Here is a 20,667-nt window from a genome sequence, read left to right as displayed (position 1 = left end):
ATCCACTCACCTTACTCAGCCGCCAACGGCCAAGCAGGTGCAGCCAAAACCCAACTGCAAAAAGGAGAGCGCTATGCGCACTGTCATTTTGCGTCGTGGTCTGGTCGCTCTGTTTGTTGCGGCTGTGTCCTTCGGCGCCATTACTCAAGCTCAAGCCGAGACGTTGCGAATCGGTTATCAAAAGTACGGCACGCTGGTGCTGCTCAAAGCTAAAGGCACCCTGGAAAAACGCCTCGCCGCCCAAGGCGTGGACGTGCAATGGACTGAATTCCCTGGTGGCCCGCAACTGCTCGAAGGCCTGAACGTCGGCTCCATCGATTTCGGTGTGACCGGTGAAACCCCGCCTGTATTCGCCCAGGCTGCCGGCGCCGATCTGCTCTACGTCGCCTACGAACCACCGGCGCCACACAGCGAAGCGATCCTGGTGCCGAAGGACTCGCCGATCAAATCGGTGAAAGACCTCAAGGGCAAGAAAGTCGTGCTCAACAAAGGCTCCAACGTCCACTACCTGTTGGTGCGTGCGCTGGAAGACGCCGGCCTCAAGTACACCGACATCCAGACTGTGTTCCTGCCGCCGGCCGATGCCCGCGCAGCCTTTGAGCGTGGCAGCGTCGACGCCTGGGTCATCTGGGACCCGTACCAGGCCGCCGCCGAGAAACAACTGCAAGCGCACACCCTGCGCGATGGCCAGGGCATCGTCGACAACCATCAGTTCTACCTCGCGACCAAACCTTACGCGCAGAAAAACCCTGAAGTGATCAAGACCCTCGTCGAAGAAGTGCGCGCGGTCGGTGAGTGGTCCAAGGCCAATCCCGAAGACGTGACCCAACAGGTTTCGCCACTGCTCGGTCTGCCGGCAGACATCACCCTGACCTCGGTGAAACGCCAGGGCTATGGCGCGCTGTTCCTCACGCCTGAAGTGGTCGCGGCGCAACAGAAAATCGCCGACAGCTTCTACCAGCTCAAGCTGATTCCGAAGCCGTTGAGTATCAAAGACGTGATCTGGACGCCACCGGCAGCTGTTGCCAAAGCGCAGTAATTCGATTCTTTTAAGGAGACCACTCCATGAGCCTCAATATCTTCTGGTTCCTGCCTACCCACGGCGACGGCCATTACCTTGGCACCGCCGAAGGCGCTCGCGCCGTAGACCACGGTTACTTGCAACAAGTCGCGCAAGCGGTGGATCGACTGGGCTTCGGCGGCGTGCTGATTCCAACCGGGCGCTCCTGTGAAGACTCGTGGCTGGTGGCCGCGTCGCTGATCCCGGTGACCCAGCGTTTGAAATTCCTTGTCGCCCTGCGCCCCGGGATCATTTCCCCGACGGTGGCCGCGCGTCAGGCGGCGACCCTGGATCGTCTGTCCGGCGGTCGTGCGTTGTTCAATCTGGTGACGGGTGGTGATCCGGACGAATTGGCCGGCGACGGATTGTTTCTCAGTCACGAAGAGCGCTATCAAGCCTCGGTGGAATTCACCCGTATCTGGCGTCGTGTGCTGGAAGGCGAAACCGTCGATTACGACGGTCAGCACATCAGCGTGAAAGGGGCGAAATTGCTCTATCCGCCGATCCAGCAACCGCGTCCGCCGCTGTACTTCGGTGGCTCGTCGGAAGCGGCGCAAGACCTCGCGGCAGAGCAAGTGGAAATGGTCCTGACCTGGGGAGAGCCGCCAGCCGCCGTGGCCGAAAAGATCGAGCAAGTGCGGGCCAAAGCGGCGAAGCTTGGTCGCACGGTGCGCTTCGGTATTCGTCTACATGTGATCGTCCGCGAGACCAACGCCGAAGCCTGGCAAGCTGCCGATAAATTGATCTCGCATCTGGACGACGAAACCATTTCCCGCGCCCAGGCTTCTCTGGCGCGTTTCGATTCTGTCGGCCAGCAGCGCATGGCCGCACTGCATGGTGGCAGCCGCGACAACCTCGAAGTCAGCCCGAACCTGTGGGCCGGTGTCGGTCTGGTGCGTGGCGGCGCTGGTACGGCATTGGTCGGCGACGGCCCGACCGTGGCCGCCCGCGTGAAGGAGTACGCGGACCTGGGCATCGACACCTTTATCTTCTCCGGTTATCCACACCTTGAAGAGTCTTACCGCGTGGCCGAATTGCTCTTCCCGCATCTGGACATTCAACGTCCGGAGTTGCCGAAGGGCGCCAACTACGTCAGCCCGTTCGGCGAGATGGTCGCCAACGACATCCTTCCCAAAGCCGCGTCCCAGAGCTGAGGCGTGCCATGAAGAAAATCATCCACAACCTCGCACCGTGGGCGTTGCCGGTGTTGCTGCTGGCGGTGTGGCAGTTGTCGGTGTCGGCGGGCTGGTTGTCGACGCGGATCCTGCCTGCACCGATCGCCGTGATCGAAGCCGGCGTCAGCCTGGTGCGCAGCGGTGAAATCTGGACGCACCTGGCAATCAGCGGCTGGCGCGCCGCGCTGGGCTTCACCATCGGCGGCAGCATCGGCCTGGTGCTGGGCTTTATCACCGGCCTGTCGAAATGGGGCGAACGCCTGCTCGACAGTTCGGTGCAGATGATCCGCAACGTGCCGCACCTGGCGCTGATTCCGCTGGTGATTCTGTGGTTCGGCATCGACGAGTCGGCGAAGATTTTTCTGGTGGCGCTGGGCACGTTGTTCCCGATCTACCTCAACACTTATCACGGCATCCGCAACGTCGACCCGGCACTGGTGGAGATGGCGCGCAGTTATGGCTTGTCCGGTTTCAGCCTGTTTCGCCAGGTGATTCTGCCGGGTGCACTGCCTTCGATTCTGGTCGGCGTGAGGTTTGCGTTGGGCTTCATGTGGCTGACGCTGATCGTCGCGGAAACCATTTCCGCCAGCTCCGGCATCGGTTATCTGGCGATGAATGCCCGGGAGTTTTTGCAGACCGACGTGGTGGTGCTGGCGATTCTTTTGTACGCGGTGCTCGGCAAACTGGCTGACCTCGCGGCCCGTGGGCTTGAACGCGTGTGGTTGCGGTGGCACCCGGCCTATCAGGTTGTCAAAGGAGGTGCAGCATGACCGCTCAACAACCTCCACGCCTGCTGCGCGGGATTCCGCTGGTGGTGCGCAAGCTGCAAAAAACCTTTGGCTCGCGGCAGGTATTACGCGAGATCGATCTGCACATTCCGGCGGGCCAATTCGTTGCAGTGGTTGGTCGCAGCGGCTGCGGCAAAAGTACTTTGCTGCGTTTGCTGGCGGGGCTCGACCAGCCTACGGGCGGTGACTTGCTCGCCGGCGCCGCGCCGTTGAGTGATGCGCGGGAAGACACCCGATTGATGTTCCAGGAAGCGCGTTTGCTGCCCTGGAAAAAGGTCATCGACAACGTCGGCCTAGGCCTTAAAGGCGACTGGCGTGCGCAAGCCCTTGAAGCGCTGGAGTCGGTCGGCCTGGCGGATCGCGCCAATGAATGGCCGGCGGCCTTGTCCGGTGGACAGAAACAACGTGTGGCGCTGGCCCGTGCGTTGATCCATCAACCGCGCTTGCTGTTGCTCGACGAACCGCTGGGCGCGCTGGATGCCCTGACCCGAATTGAAATGCAGCAACTGATCGAGCGGCTCTGGCGCAAGCATGGTTTCACCGTGTTGCTGGTGACCCACGACGTCAGCGAAGCGGTGGCGATTGCCGATCGGGTGATCCTGATCGAAGAGGGCGAAGTCGGCCTCGACCTGATCGTGGAACTGCCACGCCCTCGGGTGCGTGGCTCGCATCGGCTGGCGGCGCTGGAAACCGAAGTGCTCAATCGCGTCCTCGCACTGCCCGGCGAACCGCCGGAACCGGAACCCGTTTCACCCTTGCCTACGCAATTGCGTTGGGCTCATTAACTCAAGCCTTATCCAACGACAGGAATCAACATCATGACTATCAAAGCCATCAACGTTCGTAACCAGTTCAAAGGCTCGATCAAGGAAATCGTACTGGGTGACGTACTTTCGGAAATCGACGTGCAAACCGCGTCCGGCATCGTCACGTCGGTGATCACCACCCGCTCGGTGAAAGAGCTGGAGCTGGTGGTCGGCAGCGAAGTGATCGCGTTTGTGAAATCCACTGAAGTGTCGATCGCCAAGTTGTAACTCTGTCAGTGATATCGGCGGTGCGGCCTTCGCGAGCAGGCTCGCTCCCACATTGAATCTGTGGCATTCACAGACCCCTGTGGGAGCGAGCCTGCTCGCGAAGAGGCTAATGAGGCCACTGCTGGAATTAGGCTGAAATGGCACGCTTGGGCAGATACGGCGGCAAGTACAACCCCAGATAAGCATCAAACACCCGCATCCCTTCCTCTGCCATGCGCGGCGTGATCTGCCCATGCTGCTGCACCGAGCGCGCATAAACCCGGTCACCCAATTCCATGGCCAGTGCAAACACATCGACGTCCGTCGGCAGCTTCGGCAATTCGAAATGGTGATCGAAGAGTTTGTGCATCAGGTCGCCCAGTTCGATGTCGTGCTGGCGGTCGGCCTGGGTGACTTCGGTCAGGCCATGCTGGGCGAGGATCAATTGGCGGGCGGCGGCATCTTCGCTGTAGATCGCCAGCATGCGTTGTTCCACCAGCCGCGACAGATCACGCCAGCCGCTGAGGGCGCCATGATCGATGGGCGCTTGCAGGCAGGCGCGGAACGCTGCGTGAACGTCGGCCGTCAGTGCTTCAAGCAGCGCCGGGACGCTGGCGAAGAAGTGGTAGACGGAGGAGGGCGGGATCTCCGCGCGCTCGGCGACGCTGTAGATCGACAGACTCGCCACGCCCTCGGCGGCCAGCAGCGTGCGGGCGGCATCGAGTATCGAATCGATCCGTGCCTGGCTGCGGGCGCGGGGTTTGCGTGGGGTGGCGAGTCGGGTCATTGAAGTCTCCTGCGGGGGCAGCGGGCATTGTACGAGTCGAGTTGTGTGTTGTCTTCTCGGCCGCCTTCGCGAGCAGGCTCGCTCCCACAGTTGATCTCCAGAGAACATACATTCTGCATACGCAGACGGTCCCTGTGGGAGCGAGCCTGCTCGCGAACCGCCGCAGGCGGCCATAAAAAAACGCCGTCGGCCTTATCAGCCAACGGCGTTCTTTTTTTACTGCAACCACTTACACGGTATGCAGGTACCAGTTGTACTCAAGGTCGGAGATGGAGTGTTCAAACTCCTCCAACTCGCTTTCCTTACAGGCCACGAAGATATCGATGTATTTAGGATCGATGTACTTGGCCATGACTTCGCTGTCGTCCAGCTCACGCAATGCATCGCGCAGGTTGTTCGGCAGGCTTTGCTCGTTCTGCTCGTAGGAGTTGCCTTCCACGGGCGCGCCCGGCTCGATCTTGTTGGTCAGGCCGTGGTGCACGCCTGCCAGGACCGAAGCCATCAGCAGGTACGGGTTGGCATCGGCGCCGGCAACACGGTGTTCGATACGTACGGCATCGGAAGCGCCGGTCGGTACGCGAATCGCCACGGTACGGTTGTCCAGGCCCCAGCACGGCGAGTTCGGCACGTAGAACTGTGCGCCGAAACGACGGTAGGAGTTGACGTTCGGGCAGAGGAAAGCCATCTGCGCGGGCAGGGTCTCGAGCACACCGCCGATCGCGTGACGCAGTGCGGCGTTCTGCTCGGGATCCTCGCTGGCAAAAATATTTTTGCCGTCTTTATCAAGAATCGAGATGTGGACATGCAGACCGTTGCCCGCCTGGCCCGGGTAAGGCTTGGCCATGAACGTGGTGTCCATTTCATGGTCGTAGGCGATGTTTTTGATCAGGCGCTTGAGCAGGACCGCGTAGTCGCAGGCCTTGATCGGGTCGGCCACGTGGTGCAGGTTCACTTCGAACTGCGCCGGGGCACTTTCCTTGACGATTGCGTCGGCCGGGATGCCTTGCTCTTTCGCACCTTCCAGAATGTCCTGGAGGCAGTCGACGTATTCGTCGAGGTCGTCGATCAGGTAGACCTGTGTCGAATGCGGTCGTTTGCCAGACACCGGCGAGCGTGGCGGTTGAGGACGACCGTTCACGTTCTCCTGGTCGATCAGGTAGAACTCCAGTTCGAATGCGGCGCAGATGGTCAGGCCCATCTCGTCGAACTTGCGCACCACATTGGCCAGCACTTCCCGCGGGTCGGCAAAGAACGGCTGGCCTTCGAGTTCGTGCATGGTCATCAACAGTTGCGCGGTAGGGCGCTTCTGCCAAGGCTCGTTGCACAGGGTGTCAGGGATTGGATAGCAAATTCGGTCAGCATCACCGATGTCCAGGCCCAGGCCGGTGCTTTCCACCGTCGAGCCATTGATATCCAGAGCAAATAGAGAGGCCGGCAGGTTGATGCCTTTCTCGTAAACCTTGTGGAGGCTGGTGCGTTCAATGCGCTTGCCGCGCACCACACCATTCATATCCGCAATCAGAAGGTCAACGTACAGAACCTCAGGATGTTCCTTAAGGAACGCGTTCGCTTCGTTAAGCTGAACGGCACGCGGGGGTACCGACATGATGCAACACCTTTGTTGTTAAAAATATCAATCATTGATCTCTTCGGATTCCAGTCAACCCGAACGGCCTGCCGAAGTCAAGCGAGGCCTTTTTTGCCCTAAAAAAGCGCCCGTAAGGCTTTTTTGGGGCACTTTGGGGCGTTTTTATGCCTTTGAACGCTTTGGCTGCCGCGGGCTTGAGCGGGGCGTGTTGTATTTTTTACGGGGGTGTTGTGTAAAAAAATGAACAAGGCTAAGCTCGATTCAAACCCATAACACCAATAATACCGGGGTGCTTCATGTCTCGCCTGCCGTTAATCGGCGTCACCAACTGCTCTAGGCAGATTGGTCTGCATGCTTATCACATCAGTGGCGACACCTTCGTCCGCGCCGTGGCCTCAGAGGCTCCGGAACTGCTGGTCATTCTGCCGGCCCTGACGGATCGCCTGTCTCCGTCCGATATTCTGGACGCCGGAGATGGCACCCCCATTACGGTTACTTCATTCAATATAGAACCGATTCACAATAGCGCCCCGGCTATCGCTCAGGGCAGCGCTCGCGATTCTGCACGCCCGGCGTTTGCCGCACCGTGCGGAAAAACACGATAGCCTGACGTAGACACCCGTTTCAACGCGACGCCGATGCGTCAAACATTGCCTGACGCAAGCAAGCGTCAGGAAACTCAAAGCCTAGAGGCATTTATGAGTAACAACCTCGACCAGCTCACCGATTGGTTGAAAGACCACAAGATCACAGAAGTCGAATGCATGATCGCCGACTTGACCGGGATCACCCGGGGCAAGATTTCGCCGACCAACAAGTTCATTGCTGAAAAAGGCATGCGCCTGCCCGAAAGCGTTCTGTTGCAGACCGTGACTGGCGACTATGTCGAAGACGACATCTATTACGAACTGCTCGACCCGGCCGACATCGACATGATCTGCCGCCCCGACCAGAACGCCGTATTCCTCGTGCCGTGGGCTATCGAGCCGACTGCCCAGGTAATCCACGATACCTACGACAAGCAAGGCAACCCGATCGAGCTGTCGCCGCGCAACGTGCTCAAGAAGGTCCTCAAACTCTATACCGACCGCGGCTGGCAGCCCATCGTGGCGCCGGAAATGGAGTTCTACCTGACCAAGCGCAGCGACGACCCCGACTACCCGCTACAACCGCCGATTGGCCGTTCCGGGCGTCCGGAAATCGGTCGTCAGTCGTTCTCGATCGAAGCGGCGAACGAATTCGACCCGCTGTTCGAAGACGTCTACGACTGGTGCGAATTGCAGCAGCTGGACCTCGATACGCTGATCCACGAAGACGGCACGGCGCAGATGGAGATCAACTTCCGTCACGGCAATGCCTTGTCCCTGGCCGACCAGATCCTGGTGTTCAAGCGCACCATGCGTGAAGCCGCGCTCAAGCATGACGTGGCGGCGACGTTCATGGCCAAGCCCATGACCGGCGAGCCGGGCAGCGCGATGCACTTGCACCAGAGCATCATCGACATCGAAACCGGCAAGAACATCTTCTCCAATGAAGACGGGACCATGAGCCAACTGTTCCTGCACCACATCGGTGGCTTGCAGAAACTGATCCCCGAGTTGTTGCCGCTGTTCGCGCCGAACGTCAACTCGTTCCGCCGCTTCCTGCCGGACACCTCGGCGCCGGTGAACGTGGAGTGGGGCGAAGAAAACCGCACCGTGGGCCTGCGGGTTCCGGATGCCGGGCCTCAAAACCGTCGGGTGGAAAATCGCCTGCCGGGCGCTGACGCCAACCCGTACCTGGCGATTGCTGCGAGCCTGCTCTGCGGCTACATCGGCATGGTCGAGGGCCTCAACCCGAGCGCTCCAGTGGTAGGTCGTGGCTATGAACGCCGCAACCTGCGCCTGCCACTGACCATCGAGGACGCGCTGGAACGCATGGAAAACAGCACGACCATCGAGAAATACCTAGGCAAAAACTTCATCACTGGCTACGTCGCGGTCAAGCGGGCCGAGCATGAAAACTTCAAGCGCGTGATCAGTTCGTGGGAGCGGGAATTCCTGCTCTTCGCCGTCTGATACGCCGGGCGCCGTCGTTGTCGGGCGGCGCTTTCACCTGATTTTTTTTGGAGATTGGTATGACCAGCAACAATCCGCAAACCCGTGAATGGCAAACCCTGAGCAACGATCACCACCTGGCCCCGTTCAGCGATTTCAAGCAGCTGAAAGAAAAAGGCCCGCGGATCATCACGAACGCCAAGGGCGTTTACCTGTGGGACAGCGAAGGCAACAAGATCCTCGACGGCATGGCCGGCCTGTGGTGCGTCGCGATCGGTTACGGGCGTGATGAACTGGCTGATGCGGCCAGCAAGCAAATGCGCGAACTGCCTTACTACAACCTGTTCTTCCAGACCGCTCACCCGCCGGTTCTGGAACTGGCCAAGGCCATCGCCGACATCGCGCCAGAAGGCATGAACCACGTGTTCTTCACCGGTTCCGGCTCCGAAGGCAACGACACCATGCTGCGTATGGTTCGTCACTACTGGGCGATCAAGGGCCAGCCGAAAAAGAAAGTCATCATCAGCCGCAAGAACGGTTATCACGGTTCCACCGTGGCCGGCGCGAGCCTGGGTGGCATGACGTACATGCACGAACAAGGCGACTTGCCGATCCCGGGCATCGTCCACATTGCACAGCCGTACTGGTTCACCGAAGGCGGTGACATGACGCCTGAAGAGTTCGGCGTCTGGGCGGCGAATCAGCTGGAAGAGAAGATTCTGGAAATCGGCGTGGACAACGTCGGTGCTTTTATTGCCGAGCCGATCCAGGGTGCCGGCGGCGTGATCATTCCGCCTGAGACCTACTGGCCGCGCATCAAGGAAATCCTCGCCAAGTACGACATCCTGTTCGTGGCGGACGAAGTGATCTGTGGTTTCGGCCGCACCGGTGAGTGGTTCGGTACCGATTACTACGACCTCAAGCCCGACATGATGACCATCGCCAAGGGCCTGACCTCCGGCTACATCCCCATGGGTGGCCTGATCGTGCGTGACGAAGTGGTTGCCGTACTGAACGAAGGCGGCGATTTCAACCACGGTTTCACCTACTCCGGTCACCCGGTGGCGGCTGCGGTGGCGCTGGAAAACATCCGCATCCTGCGCGAAGAAAAAATTATCGAGCGCGTTCATGCAGAAACGGCACCCTATTTGCAAAAGCGTCTGCGGGAACTGAACGATCACCCGCTGGTGGGGGAAGTGCGTGGGGTCGGTCTGCTGGGGGCCATTGAACTGGTTCAGGACAAAGCCACCCGTAAACGTTACGAAGGCAAGGGCGTCGGCATGATCTGCCGCCAGTTCTGCTTCGACAACGGCCTGATCATGCGTGCGGTGGGCGACACCATGATCATTGCTCCGCCACTGGTGATTACACCGGCTGAAATCGACGAGTTGGTGGCCAAGGCACGCAAGTGTCTGGACCTGACCCTGAGTGCGTTGCAGGGCTAAGTGCTAGGCTCTGGGCGGGGTGCGAAGCTGGCACTTCGCTCAGGGCAAATTAAGGATGGGTCTTTCCTTGAAAGCCTGCCTCGGAACTTGCCAGACTACCGGTTGTTCGGATGCCCAGTAACAGGCCGCTGAGCACGTGGTTAAAAAGAAAAATTGGAGCATTACTGATGAAGGCATTAGGTATGAAGATAGCTGGCAAGACCCTTCTCGCCATGTCCCTGTTGGGCGCGATGGCGGGTGCAGTTCAGGCGGACGACAAGGTGTTGCACGTCTATAACTGGTCCGACTACATCGCTCCGGACACGATCGCGAACTTTGAAAAAGAGTCCGGGATCAAGGTGGTGTACGACGTTTTCGACAGCAACGAAACCCTCGAAGCGAAGTTGCTGGCAGGCAAGTCCGGTTACGACATCGTCGTACCTTCGAACAACTTCCTGGCCAAGCAAATCAAGGCCGGCGTTTACCAGAAGCTGGACAAGTCCAAGCTGCCTAACTGGAAAAACCTGAACCCTGAACTGCTTAAAGCGGTATCGGTGAGCGACCCGGGCAACGAACACGCCTTCCCTTACATGTGGGGTTCGATCGGTATCGGCTTCAACGCCGAGAAGGTCAAGGCTGCATTGGGCGCCGACGCACCGACCAATTCCTGGGACCTGATCTTCAAGCCTGAAAATGCTGCCAAGTTGAAGTCCTGCGGTATCAGCCTGCTGGATTCGCCAACCGAGATGATTCCGGCGGCATTGCACTACCTGGGCCTGCCGACCGACAGCCAGAAGAAAGAAGACATCGACAAGGCTGAAGCCCTGTTGCTCAAAGTCCGTCCTTCGATCGCCTACTTCCACTCGTCCAAGTACATCTCCGACCTGGCCAACGGCAACATCTGCGTTGCCGTGGGTTACTCGGGTGACATCTACCAGGCCAAGTCCCGCGCGGCTGAAGCCGGTGACAAGGTGAAAGTCAGCTACAACATTCCGAAAGAAGGTGCCGGCAGCTTCTACGACATGGTCGCTATCCCTAAAGATGCCGAAAACGTCGAAGGCGCCTACAAGTTCATGACCTACCTGCAGAAGCCGGAAGTCATGGCTGCGATCACCAATGCCGTGCGCTTCCCGAACGGTAACGCGGCTGCCACCCCGTTGGTTGATAAAGACATCACCAGCGACCCGGGCATCTACCCGCCAGCGGACGTGATGGCCAAGCTGTACGCGATTGCCGACTTGCCGGCCGCAACCCAGCGTCTGCTGACTCGCAGCTGGACCAAGATCAAGTCGGGTAAATAAGCCGGTTTGAGGCAACCCCTGTTGTCGTCATCCACGTGATGACGGCAACAGGTGTAAATAAATGACAGAAAGTTTTGCTGGAACGGTTTTTCGAGGGTAAGTTGCGCGCCGGTTTTGTTGCCGGGCAGCCATGGCTGTCATGTAACGCGGGGCAACTTGGGCCCAACTAATTTTAGAGGACCTCCACTTGCCTATTTTTTCTCTGTTTCGCAATGCCATGCTGGTTGGCGCCGGTCTGACGCTTGCCGTTAGTGTCCAGGCTGCCGGCACTGTGCATATTTATAACTGGTCGGACTACATCGGTTCGACCACCCTGGCAGACTTCCAGAAAGAGACCGGTATCAAGCCGGTTTACGACGTCTTCGATTCCAACGAAACCCTGGAAGGCAAGTTGCTGGCCGGGCGTACCGGTTACGACGTGGTCGTGCCGTCCAACCACTTCCTCGGCAAGCAGATCAAGGCGGGCGCTTTCCAGAAGCTCGACCGCTCCAAACTGACCAACTATGGCAACCTCGACCCGGTGCTGCTCAAGCGCCTGGAGCAGAACGATCCGGGTAACCAGTACGCCGTGCCGTACCTGTGGGGCACCAACGGCATCGGTTATAACGTCGACAAGATCAAGGCCGTTCTGGGCGTCGACAAGATCGATTCCTGGGGCGTGCTGTTCGAGCCGGAAAACATCAAGAAGCTGCACAGCTGCGGCGTGGCGTTCCTCGACTCGGCTGACGAAATGATGCCCACAGTCCTCAACTACATGGGCCTGAACGCCAACAGCACCAACCCGGAAGATTACAAAAAGGCCGAAGCCAAGTTGCTGGCCGTGCGGCCTTACGTGACGTACTTCCACTCCTCCAAATACATCACCGACCTGGCCAATGGCGATATCTGCATCGCGATCGGGTTCTCCGGCGACATGTTCCAGGCCCGCAACCGTGCGAATGAAGCCAAGAAAGGCGTGAAGATCGCCTACACGATTCCCAAAGAAGGCGGCGCGCTCTGGTTCGACATGCTGGCGATTCCGAAGGACTCGGCCAACGTCAAGGAAGCCCACGCCTTCATCAACTATTTGCTGAAACCTGAGGTGATTGCCCAGGTCAGTGATTACGTCGGCTACGCCAACCCTAACCCCGGGTCGGACAAACTGATGGAACAGTCCATTCGCACCGACGAAGCGGTTTATCCACCGCAAGCAGTCCTCGACAAGACCTACGTGTCGGTCGAGTTACCACCAAACATTCAACGTTTGATGACCCGCAGCTGGACCAAGGTCAAGACGGGTAAATAGCTACAAGGCTCAAACTATCCAAGGTTGGCTCACCTTGAGCGAACTGCACTCTTTTTTTCTGGGAGTTTCGTAAATGGCAGTTGCCTCCGGCGCCTATAAGAAAGCCCTCGAGGGCGACCAGTCACCTAAACAGGTGCTGGTCAAAATCGACCGGGTCACGAAGAAGTTCGACGAGACGATTGCCGTGGACGATGTGTCCCTGGAAATCAAGAAAGGCGAGATTTTCGCCCTGCTCGGCGGTTCGGGATCGGGCAAATCCACCTTGCTGCGCATGCTCGCAGGCTTCGAACGGCCCACGGAGGGGCGCATTTACCTCGACGGCGTCGACATCACCGAGATGCCGCCGTACGAGCGACCGATCAACATGATGTTCCAGTCGTACGCCTTGTTCCCGCACATGACCGTGGCGCAGAACATCGCCTTCGGCCTCAAGCAGGACAAGCTGCCGGCCGCTGAAGTCGATGCACGCGTGGCCGACATGCTCAAGCTGGTGCAGATGAGCCAGTACGCCAAGCGCAAGCCGCATCAGTTGTCCGGTGGCCAGCGTCAACGTGTGGCCCTGGCGCGTTCCCTGGCCAAGCGACCGAAGCTGCTGCTGCTCGACGAGCCAATGGGCGCTCTGGACAAGAAGCTGCGTTCGCAAATGCAGCTGGAGCTGGTCGAGATCATCGAGCGCGTCGGCGTAACCTGCGTCATGGTGACCCACGACCAGGAAGAAGCCATGACCATGGCCGAGCGCATCGCGATCATGCACCTGGGCTGGATCGCCCAGATCGGCAGCCCGATCGACATCTACGAAACCCCGACCAGCCGCCTGGTCTGCGAGTTCATCGGCAACGTCAACATCTTCGACGGTGAAGTGATCGACGACGCCGAAGGTCACGCCACCATCACCTGCAAGGACCTGGACCGCCAGATCTATGTGGGCCACGGCATCAGCACCTCGGTGCAGGACAAGTCCGTGACCTACGCGATCCGTCCGGAAAAACTGCTGGTGACACCGACCATGCCGACCTGCGAATACAACTGGTCCAGCGGCAAGGTGCACGACATCGCCTACCTCGGCGGTCACTCGGTGTTCTACGTCGAACTGCCGAGTGGCAAGATCGTCCAGTCGTTCGTCGCCAACGCCGAGCGTCGCGGCCAGCGCCCAACCTGGGGTGACCAGGTTTACGTGTACTGGGAAGACGACAGCGGCGTGGTACTTCGCTCATGAACATGCGCAAATTCAAACGACGCCTCAATCGAATAATTCCCGGTGGCCGTCAGCTGGTCATCGGGGTTCCGTTCATCTGGCTGTTCATGTTCTTCATGTTGCCGTTCTTCATCGTCTTGAAGATCAGCTTCGCCGAAGCCGATGTGGCCATTCCGCCGTACACCGAGATCTACAATTTCGTCGACCAGAAGCTGCAGGTGCTGCTCAACCTCGGCAACTACGCGATGCTCGGCGACGACGAGTTGTACATCGCCGCTTACCTCGGCTCGTTGAAGATGGCGCTGATCAGCACTGTGCTCTGCCTGCTGATCGGTTACCCGATGGCCTACGCCATCGCCAGTGCCCGTAAAGAGCTGCAAACGGTGCTGGTGCTGCTGATCATGATGCCGACCTGGACCGCGATCCTGATCCGCGTGTATGCGTGGATGGGCATCCTCAGCAACAACGGCCTGCTCAACGGTTTCCTGATGAGCATGGGCTGGATCAACGAACCGCTGCAGATCCTGAATACCAACCTCGCGGTGTACATCGGGGTTGTTTATTCGTACCTGCCGTTCATGATCCTGCCGCTCTACGCCAACCTGGTGAAGCACGATAACAGCCTGCTGGAAGCCGCCTCGGACCTCGGTTCGAGCACGTTCAACAGCTTCTGGAAGATCACGATTCCGCTGTCGAAAAACGGCATTGTCGCCGGCTGCATGCTGGTGTTCATCCCGGTGGTGGGTGAGTTCGTGATCCCGGAACTGCTCGGCGGTCCAGAAACCCTGATGATCGGTAAAGTGCTGTGGCAAGAGTTCTTCAACAACCGTGACTGGCCGGTGGCATCTGCCCTGGCGGTGGTGATGCTGGCGATCCTGATTGTGCCGATCATCCTGTTCAACCGCAGTCAGGCCAAAGAAATGGAGGGCAAAGAATGAAGCGCTTCAGTTTCTCGACTTTCATGCTGGTGTTCGGCCTGTTGTTCATCTACGCACCGATGCTGATCCTGGTGATCTACTCGTTCAACGCCTCGAAACTGGTAACGGTGTGGGGCGGCTGGTCGATCAAGTGGTACGTCGGCCTGCTCGACAACACCCAACTGATGGGCTCGGTGGTGCGCTCGCTGGAAATCGCCTGCTACACGGCGATTGCAGCGGTGGCGCTGGGTACGCTGGCGGCCTTCGTGTTGACCCGTATCACGCACTTCAAGGGTCGTACGCTGTTCGGCGGCCTGGTGACCGCGCCGCTGGTGATGCCCGAAGTGATCACCGGTCTGTCGTTGTTGCTGCTGTTCGTGGCGATGGCGCAGATGATCGGTTGGCCACAGGAACGCGGGATCATCACCATCTGGATTGCGCACACGACGTTCTGTGCGGCGTATGTGGCGGTGGTGGTGTCGGCACGCTTGCGTGAGCTGGACCTATCCATCGAAGAAGCGGCCATGGACCTCGGTGCACGGCCGTGGAAGGTGTTCTTCCTGATCACCATCCCGATGATCGCGCCATCGCTGGCGGCGGGCGGCATGATGTCGTTTGCCCTGTCGCTGGATGACCTGGTGCTGGCGAGCTTTGTGTCGGGCCCGGGTTCGACGACCCTGCCCATGGAAGTGTTCTCGGCGGTGCGCCTGGGCGTGAAGCCTGAGATCAACGCCGTGGCCAGCCTGATTCTGCTGGCGGTGTCGATCGTGACCTTCCTGGTCTGGTTCTTCAGCCGCCGTGCCGAAGAAAGCCGCAAGCGCGCGATTCAGCAAGCCATCGAAGAAGGCGCTGCCGACTCCTGGAAACAACCGGACGTGCGCCGCGCCCCGGCGCCGGAAGCGGCTTAAAGGTTGGCCACAATTGTGTGGCCAACCCAGATCCAATGTGGGAGCGAGCCTGCTCGCGAAAGCGTTCTGTCATTCAACCCTTATGCTGAATGACAGGGCCTCTTCGCGAGCAGGCTCGCTCCCACAGTTGTTTTAGGCAATCCAGGGGGATTTGCGGATGATCTCGACGAAGTTCATCGGCTTGAACCCCACCTCGCTATCGACCAGCACATCCGCATTCACCGTGCCGAACGTCGTGTCCGGCTTGTGCTTGAAGCCGTTGGCGAACGCACACAGGATGCACTCCTTGAACCCTTCACCGCGTGGATGCGCATGCACCACAGCTTCGCGCTGCACGGTAGAAAACGCCGCGTAGTCGATGCCCAGCACATCCATTTCAACGCCTGCGGTCACTAGCGCCACATTCGGGCGCAAGTGTTGCGGCACGCCCGGTGTTGTGTGCAACGCAATCGACAGCCAGACCTGCTCGATATCGTCGTCACTCAACCCGTAAGGCTTGAGGAACGCCTTGGCGGCATTGGCGCTGTCGACTTCAAAACGTTCGTCATCGCTGCGATGTCCTTCCACCAGACCCAGGTCATGGAACATCGCGCCGACGTACAACAGCTCCGGGTTGTAGGCCAGTTGCTTGCGTTCGCCGCTCAAGGCACCGAACAGGAACACCCGGCGGGAGTGGTGATACAGCAGGTCGGATTCGACGTCGCGGATGTATTCGGTGGTGGCCTTGGCCAGTGCGCTGTCGGGGATTTTGATACCGGCAATGATGCTGCTCATGGTGCTTTCCTCGTGGGGAACGCCGTGGCGGCGCTGATGGGTAAAGTCTGTGCCGACCCCTGAAACCGGACAATCGATCCATGGCTGCGATCCTTGCCAATGAACCTGCATATCGCGCCAACCTCGCTTGTTGCGCGTGGATTGGCTAAGTTTGACCGCAATGAATGAGCTTTTGTGGCGAGGGAGCTTGCTGTGGCGAGGGGGCAAGCCCCCTCGCCACAGGTCCGTGCCAAATTCGAGAGGGCGTTTGTTTCCATGAGTAAAACCATCGCCATCGTGGTCTTCGCCGGCGTTCAGTCCCTGGACGTCACCGGTCCCATGGATGTGTTTTCTGAAGCCAATCGTTTCCTCGAACCTGCAGACCACTATCGATTGGAAGTGATCGGCGTCGAGCGCGGGGTGATGCCGTGTTCCAACGGTCTGTCGCTCAACGCGCACCGGCATTTCAGCGAAGCGCTTGAGGCGTATGACTTGCTGCTGGTGGCCGGTGGACCGCAGTTGCCGTTCATGGAATTCGGCGCGTCATTCGATACTTGGCTGCGAGGTGCCTGCGCACGGGCGCAACGCTTTGGCTCGATCTGCAACGGCGCCTTCATCCTCGCCCGGGCCGGACTGCTGGAGGGGCGAACCGTGACGACTCACTGGGGCGACGCTGCCGCACTGGCTCAGTTGTGCCCGTCGACCCAGGTCGAGTCGGATCGCTTGTACGTGCAGGACGGCGAGCTCTACACCTCGGCCGGGGTCACGGCGGGGATCGATTTATCGTTGTATCTGCTGGCCATGGACCACGGTCCGGAAGTCGCACTGAACGTGGCCAAGCGTCTGGTGGTATTCACCCAACGCTCAGGCGGGCAATCGCAGTTCAGCCCGTTCCTCACGCCCCACGCCGAGCCGACCTCTGCCGTGGCGCTGGTTCAGCTCTACGTCCTGGCTAACCTCACCGGCGACCTGACCATCGCGGACCTGGCGAATGCGGCCAACATGAGCACCCGCAATTTCTCCCGGGTGTTCGCCAAGGAAGCCAAAATCACCCCGGCGGAATTCGTCGAGCGGGCGAGGGTGGATGCGGCGCGGGTGCTGCTGGAGAGCACGCATTCGCCGCTCAAGACCGTGGCCTACCAATGTGGCTTTCGCGATGCCCAGCACATGCGCAGCGTGTTCAACCGCCGATTGGGGGTAACGCCACAGCAGTTCAGGCTGAACTTTGCGGCGATGGTTTGAGGGCCTCTTCGCGAGCAGGCTCGCCCCCACATGGGTATGCATTTCAAACTGTGCGAGCCTGCTCGCGAAGGCGTCAGTCCAGACGCCGAAGATCTAAGGCACTGCCCGCGCCGGCAAAAACTTCACCGTACTGCGCGTATTAGCCGAGACTTCTTCATCGTTGAAATGCGCTTCGTAATACACCCCTTCGACATACGCTTCGGCCTGGTCGTCGTAATGACTGTCAAATGGTACGCCGCTCTGGCCGACCGGGTTGATCGTCAGGCTGTGAGCCGGGTCGGCAAAGTCCACCAGACGCCGCGTCGACGGGCCATAAGTCACCGGCCAGGGCGCCGGGCCGATTTTGGCCGAGAGATTGTTCGGCACTTCGTGGGTACCGGGTGCGTCGAACGGCCCGACGTTGAAGACCCGATCCAGCGGCTTCTGCACGCCCAGTGGATGACCATGGGTCAGGGTATGCGCCTTGCCCCACTGCCACTGCGCCGAATCCACGCCGAGGGTGGTCTTGAGGTGGGCGATGCTCGCTTGCCAGGCCACCTTGACCGTGTCGGCACGGGTTTCCTTGCCGAGGGTATTGCGGTTGTCCCACCACGGTGAATCAGGCGTGGCAGCGAGGCGCGGGAGCGCGGCATCGATCACCCGGGTCGAGAGCAAGGTCTCGAAAAAATCATTGCCCAGTTCATCGTGCATCGTCGCGTCAGCGAGGTTGAACAGGAATTGGTTGAACAGCGTGGCGCTGGTCGAATCCAGCGGGTAATCGCCTTTCCACTGCGCCAGTTGCTCCACCAGTTTCAGTTCGGCTGGATCAGTCACCACTTCACGCAGCACCGGCAGCAACGGCGCCAACAGGCGCGGACCGTAGGCGGTGGTGGTGCCCAGTTGCAGCTTCTGGCTGGCGTCGATGTCCCACTTCACGTTCTTGTCGCTTAGCTGGCGATTGAGCTGTTGACCGCGATCGGCCAGGTTGTAGTAACCGGGAATCTCCATGCCGGTCGGCGACAGCGGCTGGAAGTTGGCCGAGACGATGTAGCCGCGCGCCGGGTTCTCTTCCTGTGGGTTGGCGCTGAACGGGTAGAAACCGTCCTTGTCCGGCTGATTGGTGCTGCCGTCGAGGATGAAACCGGGTTTCACCCCGGCCGCGCGCTTGGGCAGCAGTGCCGAAGCCCACCAGCCGATGTCGCCCTTGGCGTTGGCGTAGACAATGTTCAACCCCGGTGCCTGAACCTTGGCGGCTGCAGCGCGCGCCTTGGCCAGCGTGTCGGCGCGGTTGAGCTGATAGAAACCGTCGAGAATCGGGTTCGGCGTTTCAAGGAAGGCCCACCACATCGCCACCGGCGTCTTGCCGGCCGCCGTGCCGAGCGCATCGTTGATGATCGGGCCGTGGGGCGACTGACGCAGCGTCAGCTTGACCGCTTCCTGCCCCTTCACGACGATCTGTTGCTCGGTGGTGACCATGTCCACCCACTTGCCGCGATACCAGACCTGGTTCGGATTGTCCGGGTTGGTCTTCTCGGCGATCAGGTCCAGGTCGTCGTTCTGGAACATGGTCAGGCTCCAGCCGAAGTCCAGGTTGTGGCCCAGGAACGCAAACGGCACCAACGCCTGATGATGGCCGTACAACTCAAACCCCGGCGCCGAGAGTTGCGCCTCGTACCAGACTGCCGGCACGGAAAAACGAATATGCGGATCGCCGGCCAGCAGCGGCTTGCCGCTTTTGGTGCGGTTGCCGGAAATCACCCAGGCGTTACTGCCCTCGAATTGCGGCAGGCCATTGTCGGCCAGTGCCTGTTCGCTCAGGCGGGCGAGGGCGTTCAGGTCTTTCCAGTCGCTACTGGACAGGATGGGCGCAGGCTTGGAATGCCCTTGGGCCAGGACACCTTTGGGCTGCCAGTCGAGGTCGAAGATGTTCAGGTAGTCGGCGCCCAATTGATCGCGCACAAACGTCAGCAACGGTTCGGTGCGAAACGCCGCGGCAAAGCTGTACGCCATGTAACCGGCGACGCTGATGCTGTCTTGCGCCGTGAACGGGCGCTTGTGGATGCCCAGCACGTCGAACTCGACAGGCGCTGCGTGCGTGTCCTGATATTGATTGATGCCGTCCAGATAGGCTTCCAGGGCCTTCCACGCCGGTGACTGCCGATCCAGCGCGGCGACGTAGCTGTCGGCCCGTTCGCGGATGCGCAAGCTGCGGAACAGTTTGTCAGTGTCGATCAGTTTCGGGCCGAGGATCTCGGCCAGTTCACCACGGGCCAGGCGACGCATGGCTTCCATCTGGAACAAACGGTCCTGGGCCTGCACGTAGCCGAGGGTGCGGTAGAGGTCGGTCTCGTTTTCCGCGCGGATATGCGGAACGCCGCGCTCGTCGTAGCGCACACTCACCGAACCTTGCAGGTGCTGCAACTCCACTTGGCCCTGGCGCGACGGCTGCTTGCTGTACACATACCCGCCAACCCCGATGGCGAGTGCGACAATCAGCAAGGCAAGTACGGTCAGGACGCGTTTCATGGAGACTCCTTGTTCTTATTGGATTGCCGCCCGTGTGGGCTGCCAACATGTAGCACAGACCTCCTGTGCCGGGCATCGCGGTCCTGCAAAAGTCAGTAATGCCTTATTTCACTTCAACCGGCCACGGGCAGTAACAACCGATGGCCAGCGTATGCGTTGCATTCACTGCGCGACCTTCGCTCAGGGCTTGCAGGATGGGTTCGATAAAGCTGTTGTTCGAATTGCAGGTCAGGCCTTCGCTGTACGGGCCGAAGTAAGCCAGTTTGCCGGCTCGATCCCAGATCGCCACGGCCGGGCTGGCGGGAATCTGTTCGGAGCCGGGCAGTAGCGTGATGGTTTTCAGGCTGCTCAATGTGGTGGGGAGCTGGCCATGGCTGCCGGGTTTTTGCACGGCATAAAACTCGACGCCTTGCGGTACATAACGCTCAACCAGCTCACTCAGGTGTTGCTGATTGCCGACATTGCACGGGCAGGCCGGGTCCCAGAAGTGCACCAGGCGAATGGCGCCGGGGCCGGCGAGGTCGTCGGGCAAGCGCAGCGGGTCGCCGGAAAAGACCGCGGTGTGTTCGCTGAACGCCCGCAAGTAACGCCCTTGAAACCAGTCATACGCGGCCCACAAAACGCCGGCACACACGAGGGCGAGCAGGCTGGCAAGCAGTGTGGTGCGGTGGGCCGGGCGCATGGGTTTGA

Annotated in this window: 18 protein-coding genes and 1 pseudogene; 14 read left to right on the top strand and 5 right to left on the bottom strand. The window is 59.8% G+C overall.

The features are described from left to right. The first annotated feature begins 73 nt into the window (after positions 1-73). From AC07N8_RS16025 to AC07N8_RS16005, 5 genes are read left to right on the top strand one after another with little or no spacing between them, the layout of a single operon-like run. Entirely contained in the window at positions 74-1,039 is a 966-nt protein-coding gene (locus tag AC07N8_RS16025; RefSeq protein WP_483843323.1) for a sulfonate ABC transporter substrate-binding protein, read from the top strand. 26 nt (positions 1,040-1,065) lie between these two features. Then, the gene (gene ssuD / locus AC07N8_RS16020; RefSeq protein WP_493144519.1) at positions 1,066-2,214 is read left to right on the top strand and encodes an FMNH2-dependent alkanesulfonate monooxygenase; all 1,149 of its coding nucleotides are present in this window, start codon (positions 1,066-1,068) and stop codon (positions 2,212-2,214) included. Positions 2,215-2,222: 8 nt separating this feature from the next. Beyond that, complete coding sequence (ssuC, locus tag AC07N8_RS16015) at positions 2,223-3,005, top strand: aliphatic sulfonate ABC transporter permease SsuC (RefSeq protein ID WP_140664429.1); 783 nt, start codon at positions 2,223-2,225, stop codon at positions 3,003-3,005. Next, positions 3,002-3,808: an aliphatic sulfonates ABC transporter ATP-binding protein gene (gene ssuB, locus AC07N8_RS16010; RefSeq protein ID WP_493144513.1), complete on the top strand. Its 807-nt coding sequence runs from the start codon at positions 3,002-3,004 to the stop codon at positions 3,806-3,808. Before ssuC ends, ssuB begins: the two co-directional genes overlap by 4 nt. Before the next feature lie 33 nt (positions 3,809-3,841). Further along, positions 3,842-4,057 carry a TOBE domain-containing protein gene (locus tag AC07N8_RS16005; protein ID WP_003229256.1) on the top strand — a complete coding sequence of 72 codons (216 nt, stop codon included), beginning with the start codon at positions 3,842-3,844 and terminating at the stop codon, positions 4,055-4,057. Positions 4,058-4,184: 127 nt separating this feature from the next. Here the strand turns inward: AC07N8_RS16005 and AC07N8_RS16000 are convergent, their stop codons facing one another. Both AC07N8_RS16000 and AC07N8_RS15995 read right to left on the bottom strand, forming a co-directional pair. Further along, positions 4,185-4,823, bottom strand: coding sequence for a TetR/AcrR family transcriptional regulator (locus AC07N8_RS16000; RefSeq protein WP_123434803.1), 639 nt, complete (start codon positions 4,821-4,823; stop codon positions 4,185-4,187). A gap of 229 nt (positions 4,824-5,052) precedes the next feature. After that, positions 5,053-6,429 (bottom strand): glutamine synthetase family protein, encoded by a 1,377-nt coding sequence (locus tag AC07N8_RS15995; protein WP_259153858.1) that lies wholly within the window; start codon positions 6,427-6,429, stop codon positions 5,053-5,055. Positions 6,430-6,707: 278 nt separating this feature from the next. Here AC07N8_RS15995 and AC07N8_RS15990 point away from each other — a divergent pair. The 8 genes and pseudogenes from AC07N8_RS15990 to AC07N8_RS15955 all read left to right on the top strand — a co-directional run. Beyond that, positions 6,708-6,998: pseudogene (locus tag AC07N8_RS15990) on the top strand (gamma-glutamyl-gamma-aminobutyrate hydrolase family protein); the annotation flags it as partial. 111 nt (positions 6,999-7,109) lie between these two features. Next, positions 7,110-8,468, top strand: coding sequence for a glutamine synthetase family protein (locus AC07N8_RS15985; RefSeq protein WP_483843327.1), 1,359 nt, complete (start codon positions 7,110-7,112; stop codon positions 8,466-8,468). A 59-nt stretch (positions 8,469-8,527) separates the two neighbouring features. Continuing rightward, positions 8,528-9,892, top strand: a complete 1,365-nt coding sequence (locus AC07N8_RS15980; protein ID WP_123434799.1) for an aspartate aminotransferase family protein — start codon at positions 8,528-8,530, stop codon at positions 9,890-9,892. A gap of 182 nt (positions 9,893-10,074) precedes the next feature. Then, positions 10,075-11,172: a polyamine ABC transporter substrate-binding protein gene (locus AC07N8_RS15975; protein WP_123434798.1), complete on the top strand. Its 1,098-nt coding sequence runs from the start codon at positions 10,075-10,077 to the stop codon at positions 11,170-11,172. A 187-nt stretch (positions 11,173-11,359) separates the two neighbouring features. Further along, positions 11,360-12,457 carry a polyamine ABC transporter substrate-binding protein gene (locus AC07N8_RS15970; RefSeq protein WP_483843329.1) on the top strand — a complete coding sequence of 366 codons (1,098 nt, stop codon included), beginning with the start codon at positions 11,360-11,362 and terminating at the stop codon, positions 12,455-12,457. A gap of 73 nt (positions 12,458-12,530) precedes the next feature. Continuing rightward, a complete protein-coding gene (locus AC07N8_RS15965) occupies positions 12,531-13,673 on the top strand; it encodes an ABC transporter ATP-binding protein (RefSeq protein ID WP_027926489.1) in 1,143 nt (380 codons plus the stop codon). 35 nt (positions 13,674-13,708) lie between these two features. Further along, positions 13,709-14,590 carry an ABC transporter permease subunit gene (locus tag AC07N8_RS15960; protein ID WP_483843425.1) on the top strand — a complete coding sequence of 294 codons (882 nt, stop codon included), beginning with the start codon at positions 13,709-13,711 and terminating at the stop codon, positions 14,588-14,590. After that, complete coding sequence (locus AC07N8_RS15955; RefSeq protein WP_493144511.1) at positions 14,587-15,477, top strand: ABC transporter permease subunit; 891 nt, start codon at positions 14,587-14,589, stop codon at positions 15,475-15,477. Before AC07N8_RS15960 ends, AC07N8_RS15955 begins: the two co-directional genes overlap by 4 nt. Positions 15,478-15,609: 132 nt before the next feature. On the opposite strand, the gene AC07N8_RS15950 is transcribed toward AC07N8_RS15955, so the two are convergent. Then, on the bottom strand, positions 15,610-16,251 hold the full coding sequence (locus tag AC07N8_RS15950) for an HD domain-containing protein (protein WP_493144509.1): 642 nt from the start codon (positions 16,249-16,251) through the stop codon (positions 15,610-15,612). A gap of 255 nt (positions 16,252-16,506) precedes the next feature. Here AC07N8_RS15950 and AC07N8_RS15945 point away from each other — a divergent pair, with 255 nt between their 5' ends. After that, positions 16,507-17,472 carry a GlxA family transcriptional regulator gene (locus tag AC07N8_RS15945; RefSeq protein WP_483843332.1) on the top strand — a complete coding sequence of 322 codons (966 nt, stop codon included), beginning with the start codon at positions 16,507-16,509 and terminating at the stop codon, positions 17,470-17,472. A 93-nt stretch (positions 17,473-17,565) separates the two neighbouring features. On the opposite strand, the gene AC07N8_RS15940 is transcribed toward AC07N8_RS15945, so the two are convergent. After that, positions 17,566-19,977: a penicillin acylase family protein gene (locus AC07N8_RS15940; protein WP_493144506.1), complete on the bottom strand. Its 2,412-nt coding sequence runs from the start codon at positions 19,975-19,977 to the stop codon at positions 17,566-17,568. Positions 19,978-20,080: 103 nt separating this feature from the next. Then, positions 20,081-20,659 (bottom strand): DUF6436 domain-containing protein, encoded by a 579-nt coding sequence (locus tag AC07N8_RS15935; protein ID WP_483843334.1) that lies wholly within the window; start codon positions 20,657-20,659, stop codon positions 20,081-20,083. Positions 20,660-20,667 lie beyond the last annotated feature (8 nt).

The sequence above is a fragment of the Pseudomonas sp. GW821-FHT10C09 genome (assembly GCF_059415465.1).
Note: the sequence above shows the minus strand (reverse complement) of the source record. Positions and strands in the feature narration are given on the sequence as shown.

Bases quoted from the DNA above. Each gene is read 5' to 3' on its own strand.
- AC07N8_RS15995 (WP_259153858.1), bottom strand. From the start codon at position 6,429: ATGTCGGTACCCCCGCGTGCCGTTCAGCTTAACGAAGCGAACGCGTTC.
- AC07N8_RS15975 (WP_123434798.1), top strand. From the start codon at position 10,075: ATGAAGATAGCTGGCAAGACCCTTCTCGCCATGTCCCTGTTGGGCGCG.
- AC07N8_RS15940 (WP_493144506.1), bottom strand. From the start codon at position 19,977: ATGAAACGCGTCCTGACCGTACTTGCCTTGCTGATTGTCGCACTCGCC.
- AC07N8_RS15950 (WP_493144509.1), bottom strand. From the start codon at position 16,251: ATGAGCAGCATCATTGCCGGTATCAAAATCCCCGACAGCGCACTGGCC.
- AC07N8_RS15935 (WP_483843334.1), bottom strand. From the start codon at position 20,659: ATGCGCCCGGCCCACCGCACCACACTGCTTGCCAGCCTGCTCGCCCTC.
- ssuC (WP_140664429.1), top strand. From the start codon at position 2,223: ATGAAGAAAATCATCCACAACCTCGCACCGTGGGCGTTGCCGGTGTTG.
- AC07N8_RS15945 (WP_483843332.1), top strand. From the start codon at position 16,507: ATGAGTAAAACCATCGCCATCGTGGTCTTCGCCGGCGTTCAGTCCCTG.
- AC07N8_RS15965 (WP_027926489.1), top strand. From the start codon at position 12,531: ATGGCAGTTGCCTCCGGCGCCTATAAGAAAGCCCTCGAGGGCGACCAG.
- AC07N8_RS16025 (WP_483843323.1), top strand. From the start codon at position 74: ATGCGCACTGTCATTTTGCGTCGTGGTCTGGTCGCTCTGTTTGTTGCG.
- AC07N8_RS15980 (WP_123434799.1), top strand. From the start codon at position 8,528: ATGACCAGCAACAATCCGCAAACCCGTGAATGGCAAACCCTGAGCAAC.
- AC07N8_RS15955 (WP_493144511.1), top strand. From the start codon at position 14,587: ATGAAGCGCTTCAGTTTCTCGACTTTCATGCTGGTGTTCGGCCTGTTG.
- ssuB (WP_493144513.1), top strand. From the start codon at position 3,002: ATGACCGCTCAACAACCTCCACGCCTGCTGCGCGGGATTCCGCTGGTG.
- AC07N8_RS16005 (WP_003229256.1), top strand. From the start codon at position 3,842: ATGACTATCAAAGCCATCAACGTTCGTAACCAGTTCAAAGGCTCGATC.
- AC07N8_RS16000 (WP_123434803.1), bottom strand. From the start codon at position 4,823: ATGACCCGACTCGCCACCCCACGCAAACCCCGCGCCCGCAGCCAGGCA.
- AC07N8_RS15985 (WP_483843327.1), top strand. From the start codon at position 7,110: ATGAGTAACAACCTCGACCAGCTCACCGATTGGTTGAAAGACCACAAG.
- ssuD (WP_493144519.1), top strand. From the start codon at position 1,066: ATGAGCCTCAATATCTTCTGGTTCCTGCCTACCCACGGCGACGGCCAT.